Origin of the sequence: Corynebacterium sp., assembly GCF_030538285.1 — a bacterium.
Classification (GTDB): domain Bacteria; phylum Actinomycetota; class Actinomycetes; order Mycobacteriales; family Mycobacteriaceae; genus Corynebacterium.
The window spans coordinates 1-8,870 of sequence record NZ_JAUNUG010000071.1 but is presented as its reverse complement, the minus strand read 5'-3'; the positions used below and the strand labels follow the sequence as shown (position 1 = coordinate 8,870).

The following is an 8,870-nucleotide window of genomic DNA, read 5'->3' as shown; positions in this document are numbered from 1 at the left end:
GCCGCGGTGGAGGCGGCGAGGCGTGTCAGGGGTGTCACGTGGGTCTCCTTGTGGGTTGATGGTGACACCTGTGACTCTAAGCGTGGGCCAGCTCAGATCTGATGGAAACAGTGAATCCGTGAGCAGCGCGGGGGTAGCCCGACGTCATCCTTGTTAAGCCCTCCAGTCCCTACGTAATAGCGGCATCCTATAGCTGCATGACCTGCAGCAGGCCCTGCGTTTCGCGGATCACCTGGCGGTGATGAACGACGGAGAGGTGGTGGCAACGGGCCGCCCAGCGGAGACCCTGGACAGCGGCGCCGTGGCCCGGCTCTTCGGCCTCGATGCCGACATCGTGCGGGCGGGCACCCGGCAGGACCTGGTGATCGTGCCGCGGGCCTGACTCAGGCCTGGCCGTCGAGTTCGGCCTCGACCTGCTTGCGCAGTTCCTCAAGGTCCTCGGCGGCAGCTTTGAGGCCGTCCTGGGCGGCGAGCACGGCGTCGACGGCACCCCGCAGGGAGGTCTTTAGCTGCTCGCCGTTCATGCCGGCGGCGATGGGGATGTCGCGCTCGGTGCGCACGATGAGATTCTCGGCGTGCTCGGCGATGGTGGCGCGGGCGCCGAAGGTCACCGAGTTGATCTGGTTGGCGGCCAGGTGGAGAGTCGGATCAGCATCGGCCAGCGTGCGGTCGGTGACCACATCACCGCGGACGATGAGCGAGGATCCCAGCACCGCGAAGGTCATGGCCGTGTCATTGAGGTTGGCGACTGCGGCGACACCGTCATCGCCGAGGGACTCTAGGTCTACGTCGAAGGACTTCATGGTCTCGACGACGCGGTCGAGGGTGACGGGGGTGAGATTAGTCATGGGTGGGCTCCTCCCAGGTGACCAGCTCCGGGAACTGGCCCTCAACGAATTCATAGGCGCGCAGCAGGCCGTCGAAAGTGGACATGACGAAAGCGCCGATCTGGTTGCGTGACATGCCGTGGGTGATGTCGACCTGGCGGTGGGCGCTGACCGTCAGATGGCCGCCGCCGGCGGAGTTCTCGAAGAACCGCAGGGTGGGCATGAAGTTGGACTGGTTCCAGGCGTTGCACAGCCCCAGGACCTTCGGAGCATCGTCCTTGGGCACCTCGCCGCGCCACATTGAGTCGCACACCAGCTGGGTGCCGTCGATGCTGATGGCGATCGCGGTGTTGAGAAAACCGGTGCGCACCAGGGTGGTCGGCTCCTCGCCGGCGGCGACGGGGGCGGACTCGAGGCGGTGCTGGAGGCTCTCGGCGTCGAGAAGCTCGGAGATGCGCTCCGGGGTCACCGGCTCGACGGGGGTGTCAGGGATGGGGGATTGAGGTGTCGAAGTCACCCGTCCAACCCTAGCTGCTTTTCCTCGCGTGCTTCGAGCTCGCGGACCTTGTCGAAGAGATCCTCCCCGCCCAACTCGTGGGCGAGCGCCCGGTCGAGGGTGGGGTAGCGGAAGGTGTGGTCGGCGTCGATAAGCATCTGGGGGGTGACGCGCTGATTGGCCAGGGCGAGTTCTTGCGCGCCCTGTCGGCCGAGGACGATGGCCGGGCCGATCGAGGGGATGGGGATGAACGCGGGGCGGCGCAGCTGGGAAGACAGGGCGGCGGTGAGATCCGCGTTGAGGGTCTCGGTGGGGGAGACGGCGTTGACGGGGCCGGACCAGGTGTTGTCGAGCACACCGCGGGTGAGGATGTCGGTGGCGTCATCGAGCGAGACCCACGGGAACCAGATCTGCCCGTCGCCGAAGCTGCCGCCCAGGCCGGTGGAGAACAATCCCTTGAGCACCGGCAGCATCCCGGAAATGCCGGACATGATGGAGCCGAAGCGGACGTTGAGTACGCGCTTACCGGCCTGCGCGGCCACGATCGTCGCGGCCTCCCAGTCGTTGACCACGTCGGCCAGGAATCCCTCGCCGCGTTCGGAGGATTCCGTGAGGAGCTCATCGCCGCGGTCCGAGCCGTAGAAGCCCACCGCGGAGGCGGCGATCATCGTGTGCACCGACGGGGAATCGGCGACGAGGCGGGCCAGACGGTTGGTGGGGGTGATGCGCGAATCGCGGATCGCCTGCTTGTGGCCCTCGGTGAAACGGCCGAAGATCGGCTCGCCAGCCAGGTGGATGAGCACGTCCAGGCCCTCGAGCAGATCAGGGGCCGGGTGGAAGGGGTCCCACACGCGCTGGTAGGGCTTGGCGTTTTTCCGGACGAGCTGGATGACCTCGTGCCCGGCGGTGCCCAGCTGTGCCATGACAGCGCGCCCGACCAGGCCGCGGGAGCCGGTGAGGCCGATGCGCAGCGGCTTTTCCGGCTGCAGGTGTGCGACCCGGTCGAGGAAGAGGAAATCATTGATCAGCTGCTGCTGGCGGTAGGCGAAAAACGTGCCCATCGCGGCCGCGGGCAGGCGGGTGCGCACCGTGTCGGTGATCAGGGTGCCGTCTTCATGGTCGGCGAACTCGTGGACGTGGCGCCAGTTGGCCAGGGTCTTGATCGGCGCGGAGGTGCACACGTCGGTGAAGCGGTAGCCGCGCCGGAAGTTCGACAGGTCATGGCGTGAGACCCACTTCAGGCCGGCGGGCAGGCCGAAGATGGTGGTGCCGTCGGAAAGCTTGTCGGCCTGCTTCATGGGTGTCATCGGCAGGAAGGGGGGTGATAGCCGGACGAGGGCACCGGGGCGGGTGTGCCACTCCCACACCTGCTCGCGCGGTGCGGGAACGACGTGGCTTGTGGTCAGGCTCACGGGTGGGGGCTCCCTCTTCTCGGTCGGCGCACTCACATGGGTGGGGCGCCGGGTGCTAATATCGGCTGCAGTCTCCTAAGCATAGACACCCATGGGCGCAGTTCGTCTGTGTCCGACATCCTTTAAGTTCCGCACAGAGAGGCGGGGAAGGAGGTCACGATGAGTGAAAGCACGGACGCGAGAACCATCGAGCTGCTCGGCTCTGATGATGTTTCGCGCACGGTCGCACGCATCGCGCACCAGATCATTGAGAAGACGGCGTTGGATTCGCCCGACGCCGGTAGAGTCATGCTGCTGGGCATCCCATCGGGGGGTGTGCCCCTGGCCGAGAGGCTGGCAGCCAAGATCGAGGAATTTTCGGGTGTCGCGGTGCCCGTCGGGGCGCTTGATATCACCCTGTACCGCGATGACCTGCGCAATAAGCCGCATCGCGCGCTGCGCCCGACGCGGATCCCCACCGGCGGCATCGACGGCACGACTGTCGTGCTGGTCGATGATGTCCTGTACTCCGGCCGCACCATCCGCGCCGCCCTCGACGCGCTGCGCGATATCGGCCGCCCGGGGAACATCCAGCTCGCCGTCCTCGTGGACCGCGGGCACCGGCAGCTGCCGATCCGGGCGGACTATGTCGGCAAAAACCTGCCCACCTCGAGCAGCGAGGACGTCGCCGTGCTGCTGGAGGCCATCGACGGCCGCGACGCCGTCATCCTGACCCGCAACGACCGGGAGAACACCTGATGAAGCACCTGCTGTCCATCTCTGATCTGTCGCGGGAGGAGATCATCGGCCTCATGGATGAGGCCGATCGCTTCCGGGAAGCCCTGGAGGGCCGCGAGATCAAGAAGCTGCCCACTCTGCGTGGCCGCACGATCTACTCCCTGTTCTACGAGAACTCCACCCGCACCCGCTCCTCCTTCGAGACCGCCGGCAAGTGGATGAGCGCCGATGTGATCAACCTGTCGGCCTCCTCCTCCTCGGTGAAGAAGGGCGAGTCCCTCAAGGACACCGCCTTGACCCTCGCGTCGATCGGAGCGGACGCCATCGTCATGCGCCATCCCTCCTCCGGTGCGGCGCAGCTGGTCGCCGATTGGATCGGCGAGAACGGCTACCACACCTCGGTGATCAACGCCGGTGACGGTTCCCACCAGCACCCCACCCAGGCGCTGCTTGATGCTGTGACCATCCGCCAGCGCATCGGCGACATCGAGGGCAAGAAGGTCCTCATCGTCGGCGACATCCTGCACTCCCGCGTCGTGCGCTCCAACGTCGACCTGCTCGCTGCCCTGGGTGTCGACGTCACCCTCGTCGCCCCGCCGACGCTGCTGCCCTACGGCGTGGAAAACTGGCCGGTGCGCACCTCCCATGACTTCGACGCGGAGATCCCCGGGGCTGACGTGGTGATGATGCTGCGCGTCCAGCAGGAGCGCATGCAGGGCGGTTTCTTCCCCTCGCACCGCGAGTACGCCACCCTCTACGGCCTGTCGAAGGCGCGCGCGGCGACGATGAAGGAGGGGGCGATCATCATGCACCCCGGCCCGATGCTGCGCGGCATGGAGATCAACCACGCAGTCGCCGACTACGACAACGCCGCCGTTCTGCAGCAGGTGAACAACGGTGTCCACCTGCGCATGGCCGTCCTGTTCACCCTGCTCGCCACCGATGGAGCCCTCAATGACTGACACTTCCTACCCGGTCACCGGTCCGCTCGCCGCCGTCGAGGCCGGCACCCTCAAGCTTGTCGACGTCCGGTTGTACGGCGAGGGTGACCCCGTCACCGTCCTTATCGAAGACGGCGTCATCGTCGACCTCGACGCCTCCCCGGACGTGGAGGCCGACCGCACCGTCGAAGGCCAGGGCCATGTCCTGCTCCCCGGGCTGGTGGACATCCACGTCCACCTGCGCGAGCCGGGCCGCGAGGACACCGAGACCATCATCACCGGCTCCCAGGCCGCCGCCAAAGGTGGCTTCACCGCGGTGTTCACCATGGCCAACACCATGCCGGTGATGGACCAGCCGGTCATCGCCGAGTCCGTGTGGCTCAAGGGCCAGCACGCCGCGCTGTGCGACGTCCACCCGATCGGCTCCATCACCAAGGGGCTGGAAGGGCGCGAGCTCACCGAGTTCGGCATGATGGCTGGCTCCCAGGCCAAGGTGCGGATGTTCTCCGACGACGGCAAGTGCGTCGACGACCCGCAGCTCATGCGCCGGGCCCTGGAGTACGCCAAGGGCCAGGACGTGCTGCTCGCCCAGCACGCCGAGGAGCCGCGCCTGACCCAGGGCTCGGTGGCCCATGAGGGCGAGACCGCCGCCAAGCTGGGCCTGCGCGGTTGGCCGCGCGCCGCCGAGGAGTCCATCGTGGCGCGTGACGCGCTGCTGGCCCGCGACTACGGCAACCGTGTCCACATCTGCCACGCCTCCACCACCGGCTCCGTCGAACTGGTCAAGTGGGCGAAGGATCAGGGTATTCCCATGACCGCCGAGGTTACCCCGCACCACCTGCTGCTCACCGACGAGAAGCTGCACACCTACGACGGCCGCTACCGCGTCAACCCGCCGCTGCGTGAGGAGCACGACACCCTGGCACTGCGCGAGGCGCTCCTTAACGGCACCATCGACTGTGTTGCCACCGACCACGCCCCGCACGGCTCCGAGGAAAAGTGCGTCGAGTTCGAGTACGCCAAGCCCGGCATGCTGGGCCTGGAGACGTCGCTGGCGATCGTCGCGGAGCTGTTCGTTGCCACCGGCCAGGCCGACTGGCGTTGGGTGGCCAAGGTGATGAGCGAGCGCCCCGCCGAGATCGTCCGCCTGCCCGGCCACGGCCGCCCCATCGCCGTCGGTGAGCCCGCCAACCTCACCATCGTCGATCCGGGCAGCACCTGGATCGCCCGCGGTGAGGACATGGCCTCCAAGGCGGAGAACACCCCCTACGAGGGCATGGAGTTTTCCGCCCGCGTGACCACCACCGTCCTGCGCGGACGCCTCACCTGCGTCGACGGTGTCGCCGCGAGCCCGCGCGAAGAGAACTAAGACATGAACAACTATGTGAAAGGTGACGCCTTGACGTCCTCCACCTCCTCCCGCATCCCGGCCGTGCTCGTGCTTGCCGACGGCCGCACCTTCCGCGGCTTCAGCTTCGGCGCCACCGGCAAGGCCCTCGGCGAGGCCGTGTTCACCACCGCCATGACCGGCTACCAGGAGACCCTCACCGACCCCTCCTTCCACCGCCAGATCGTCGTGGCCACCGCCCCCCAGATCGGCAACACCGGCTGGAACGACGAGGACAACGAGTCCCGCGACGGGCGCATCTGGGCCGCTGGCCTGGTCATCCGTGACCTCGCCCACCGCGTGTCCAACTGGCGCGCGGAGCGCAGCCTGCCCGAGGAGATGGCAGAGCAGGGCCTGGTGGGTATCCGCGGCGTCGATACGCGGGCCCTGGTCCGTCACCTGCGTGACAACGGCGCGCAGCCCGCCGGCATCTTCACCGGGGAGAACGCCGACCGCCCCGTCGAGGCCCTCATCGCCGAGGTGGCGGCCCAGCCGTCCATGAAGGGCGCGGATCTCACCGGCGAGGTCACCACCAACGAGGTTTACGAGGTCCCCGCCGAGGGCGAGGAGCGCTACACCGTCGTCGCCTACGACCTGGGCGTGAAGTCGGCGACGCCGGAGCAGTTCGCCAAGCGCGGCATCCGCACCGTCGTCGTCCCCGCCGACACCCCCTTCGAGGACCTGGCGCAGTACTCACCGGACGGCGTGTTCCTGTCCAACGGCCCCGGAGACCCGGCCACCGCCGACGACATGGTCGCCACCACCCGCAAGATCATTGAGGCGGGGTGGCCGCTGTTCGGCATCTGCTTCGGCAACCAGATCCTCGGCCGCGCCTTCGGTATGGACACCTACAAGCTGAAGTTCGGCCACCGCGGCATCAACGTGCCCGTGAAGAACATCATCACCGGCAAGATCGACATCACCTCCCAGAACCACGGCTTCGCCCTGCGCGCCCCGGAGGGGGAGACCTTCGACACCGACTTCGGTCCGGCCCGGGTCACCCACATCTGCCTCAACGACGACACCGTCGAAGGTGTCGCGCTGGTCGACGGCCGAGCCTTCTCCGTCCAGTACCACCCCGAATCTGCCGCCGGCCCCCGTGACGCCAACCCGCTGTTCGACCAGTTCATTGAGCTGATGGATGCCCACGCGGGCGTCGAGAAGTAAAGAAACCAGGAAAAGGAAAACCATGCCCAAGCGCACAGACATCAAGCACGTCCTGGTCATCGGCTCCGGCCCGATCGTCATCGGCCAGGCCTGCGAGTTCGACTACTCCGGCACCCAGGCGTGCCGCGTTCTCAAGGAGGAGGGCCTGCGGGTCACCCTCATCAACTCCAACCCGGCCACCATCATGACCGACCCGGAGTTCGCCGACCACACCTACGTCGAGCCGATCCAGCCCGAGTACATCGAGAAGATCTTCATCAAGGAAGCCGAGCAGGGCCACCCGATCGACGCGGTGCTCGCCACCCTCGGCGGCCAGACCGCGCTCAACGCCGCGATCCAACTTGACCGCCTCGGCATCCTGGAGAAGTACAACGTCGAACTCATCGGCGCCGACATCCCCGCCATCCAGCGCGGCGAGGACCGCCAGATGTTCAAGGACATCGTCGCCTCCGTCGGCGGCGAATCCGCCCGCTCCCGGGTCTGCCACAACATGGAGGAGGTCCACGCCACCGTCGCCGAACTCGGCCTGCCCGTCGTCGTCCGCCCCTCCTTCACAATGGGTGGCCTCGGCTCCGGCCTCGCCTACAACAACGAGGACCTCGAGCGCATCGCCGGTGGCGGCCTCGCCGCCTCGCCTGAGGCCAACGTCCTCATCGAGGAGTCCATCCTCGGCTGGAAGGAATTCGAGCTCGAGCTCATGCGTGATGCGGACGACAACGTCATCGTCATCGCCTCCATCGAAAACGTCGACGCCATGGGTGTCCACACCGGCGATTCTGTCACCGTCGCCCCGGCCCTGACGCTCACCGACCGCGAGTTCCAGGAACTGCGCGACCTCGGCATCGCCATCATCCGCGAAGTCGGCGTCGACACCGGCGGCTGCAACATCCAGTTCGCCATCAACCCCGCCGACGGCCGCTGCATCACCATCGAGATGAACCCGCGCGTCTCCCGCTCCTCCGCGCTCGCGTCGAAGGCCACCGGCTTCCCGATCGCCAAGATTGCAGCGAAGCTCGCCATCGGCTACACCCTCGACGAGATCACCAACGACATCACCGGCGTCACCCCGGCCGCCTTCGAGCCGGCGCTGGACTACGTCATCGTCAAGGCCCCGCGCTTTGCCTTCGAGAAGTTCCCCGGCGCCGAGGACACCCTGACCACCACCATGAAATCCGTCGGTGAGGCCATGGGCATCGGCCGCAACTACATCGCTGGCCTCAACAAGGTCATGCGTTCGCTGGAGTCCAAGCCGAACGGTTTCTGGACCCGCCCGGATGAGTACTTCGCCGGTGAGCGCGCTACCGACCTGCCGGCCGTTCTCGCCGACCTCAAGCGTCCCACCGACGGCCGCCTCTACGACATGGAACTCGCCCTGCGCCTCGGCGCCACCGTCGACGAGCTCCACGCAGCCTGCGACGTCGACCCGTGGTTCCTCGCCGAGCTCAAGGCCCTGGTGGATTTCCGTTCGGAGCTTATCGACGCCCCCGTCCTCGACGAGGCCCTCCTCCGCGAAGCCAAGTACCTCGGCCTGTCCGACGCCCAGATCGCCGCCCTGCGCCCGGAGTTCGCCGGTGAAGAAGGCGTGCGTCGTCTGCGCTGGTCGCTGGGTATCCGCCCGGTGTACAAGACCGTCGACACGTGCGCGGCAGAGTTCGAGGCCCAGACTCCCTACCACTACTCAGCCTACGAGCTCGACCCGGGTGCCGAGTCCGAGGTCGCGCCGCAAACCGAGCGCGAGAAGGTCATCATCCTCGGCTCCGGCCCGAACCGCATCGGCCAGGGCATCGAGTTTGACTACTCCTGCGTCCACGCCGCCCTGGAGCTCTCCCGCATCGGGTATGAGACCGTCATGGTCAACTGCAACCCGGAGACCGTCTCCACCGACTACGACACCGCCGACCGCCTCTACTTCGAGCCGCTGAC

At 67.2% G+C, this 8,870-nt stretch carries 9 protein-coding genes; 6 read left to right on the top strand and 3 right to left on the bottom strand.

The features are described from left to right. Positions 1–238: 238 nt before the first annotated feature. Positions 239–382 (top strand): hypothetical protein, encoded by a 144-nt coding sequence (locus tag Q4G50_RS14010; protein ID WP_303378270.1) that lies wholly within the window; start codon positions 239–241, stop codon positions 380–382. Position 383: 1 nt separating this feature from the next. Here Q4G50_RS14010 and Q4G50_RS14005 read toward each other — a convergent pair whose 3' ends face one another. Genes Q4G50_RS14005 through Q4G50_RS13995 form a run of 3 tightly spaced genes read right to left on the bottom strand, consistent with a single transcriptional unit; the run spans position 384 to position 2,735 of the window. Continuing rightward, positions 384–848 carry a YbjN domain-containing protein gene (locus Q4G50_RS14005; protein WP_303378269.1) on the bottom strand — a complete coding sequence of 155 codons (465 nt, stop codon included), beginning with the start codon at positions 846–848 and terminating at the stop codon, positions 384–386. Further along, positions 841–1,344, bottom strand: a complete 504-nt coding sequence (locus tag Q4G50_RS14000) for a YbjN domain-containing protein (RefSeq protein ID WP_303378268.1) — start codon at positions 1,342–1,344, stop codon at positions 841–843. Before Q4G50_RS14000 ends, Q4G50_RS14005 begins: the two co-directional genes overlap by 8 nt. Further along, entirely contained in the window at positions 1,341–2,735 is a 1,395-nt protein-coding gene (locus Q4G50_RS13995) for a TIGR01777 family oxidoreductase (protein WP_303378267.1), read from the bottom strand. The genes Q4G50_RS14000 and Q4G50_RS13995 overlap by 4 nt, the downstream gene beginning before the upstream one ends. A 159-nt stretch (positions 2,736–2,894) precedes the next feature. Here Q4G50_RS13995 and pyrR point away from each other — a divergent pair, with 159 nt between their 5' ends. The 5 genes from pyrR to carB all read left to right on the top strand — a co-directional run. Beyond that, complete coding sequence (gene pyrR, locus Q4G50_RS13990) at positions 2,895–3,473, top strand: bifunctional pyr operon transcriptional regulator/uracil phosphoribosyltransferase PyrR (RefSeq protein ID WP_303378266.1); 579 nt, start codon at positions 2,895–2,897, stop codon at positions 3,471–3,473. Further along, on the top strand, positions 3,473–4,414 hold the full coding sequence (locus tag Q4G50_RS13985; protein WP_303378265.1) for an aspartate carbamoyltransferase catalytic subunit: 942 nt from the start codon (positions 3,473–3,475) through the stop codon (positions 4,412–4,414). Before pyrR ends, Q4G50_RS13985 begins: the two co-directional genes overlap by 1 nt. Continuing rightward, positions 4,407–5,762: a dihydroorotase gene (locus Q4G50_RS13980; protein ID WP_303378264.1), complete on the top strand. Its 1,356-nt coding sequence runs from the start codon at positions 4,407–4,409 to the stop codon at positions 5,760–5,762. The genes Q4G50_RS13985 and Q4G50_RS13980 overlap by 8 nt, the downstream gene beginning before the upstream one ends. Before the next feature lie 3 nt (positions 5,763–5,765). Then, entirely contained in the window at positions 5,766–6,947 is a 1,182-nt protein-coding gene (carA, locus tag Q4G50_RS13975; protein WP_303378263.1) for a glutamine-hydrolyzing carbamoyl-phosphate synthase small subunit, read from the top strand. A gap of 22 nt (positions 6,948–6,969) precedes the next feature. Then, positions 6,970–8,870: carbamoyl-phosphate synthase large subunit (gene carB / locus Q4G50_RS13970; protein WP_303378262.1), on the top strand; the 1,901-nt coding region annotated here is incomplete at its 3' end.

Excerpts from the sequence above, each read along its gene's own strand:
- Q4G50_RS14005 (WP_303378269.1), bottom strand. The coding sequence starts at position 848 with ATGACTAATCTCACCCCCGTCACCCTCGACCGCGTCGTCGAGACCATG.
- pyrR (WP_303378266.1), top strand. The coding sequence starts at position 2,895 with ATGAGTGAAAGCACGGACGCGAGAACCATCGAGCTGCTCGGCTCTGAT.
- Q4G50_RS13985 (WP_303378265.1), top strand. The coding sequence starts at position 3,473 with ATGAAGCACCTGCTGTCCATCTCTGATCTGTCGCGGGAGGAGATCATC.
- Q4G50_RS13980 (WP_303378264.1), top strand. The coding sequence starts at position 4,407 with ATGACTGACACTTCCTACCCGGTCACCGGTCCGCTCGCCGCCGTCGAG.
- carA (WP_303378263.1), top strand. The coding sequence starts at position 5,766 with ATGAACAACTATGTGAAAGGTGACGCCTTGACGTCCTCCACCTCCTCC.